Annotated in this window: 1 protein-coding gene; it reads left to right on the plus strand. The window is 50.7% G+C overall.

Features of this window, described 5'->3' with window-relative positions; genetic code table 11:
- Window positions 1-562: glycoside hydrolase domain-containing protein (locus RYH73_RS26630; protein ID WP_335316475.1), on the plus strand; the 562-nt coding region annotated here is incomplete at both ends.

Consider the following 562-nt stretch of genomic DNA (forward strand, 5'->3'; position numbering starts at 1 on the left):
AGATAGAAGGTAAGCAGGTGGGAGCCTATCTCACTTTTGCCAAAGGGGCGACGGTGCAGGTGAAAGTGGCATCTTCCTATATCAGTCAGGAACAGGCTCAATGGACGCTGGATAGAGAGCTAGGTGCACATAAGAAGCTGGAAGATACGAAGATTGCAGCTGCCGGTGTCTGGAATAAACTGCTGGGGCGTGTACTGGTAGAGGGCGGTACAGAAGAGGAGCTGGCCACTTTCTATTCCTGCCTGTTCCGGGCGAACCTTTTTTCGCGTAAGTTTTATGAACTCGACAAAAATGGAAAACCTTATTACTTCAGTCCCTACGACGGGAAGATCTATTCCGGCTATATGTATTCCGATAACGGTTTCTGGGATACCTTTCGGGCCCAATTTCCATTGAGCAACATTTTGCATCCCACCATGCAGGGACGTTATATGCAATCGCTGTTGGATGCACAGGAACAGTCGGGCTGGTATCCGACCTGGTCGAACCCGGGAATGTCGGGTGTTATGCTCGGAAACCATGCCATCTCCTTGCTGACCGATGCCTGGATGAAGGGCATCCG

Source organism: Olivibacter sp. CPCC 100613 (assembly GCF_036959255.1).
In the GTDB taxonomy this organism is placed as follows: Bacteria; Bacteroidota; Bacteroidia; order Sphingobacteriales; family Sphingobacteriaceae; genus Olivibacter.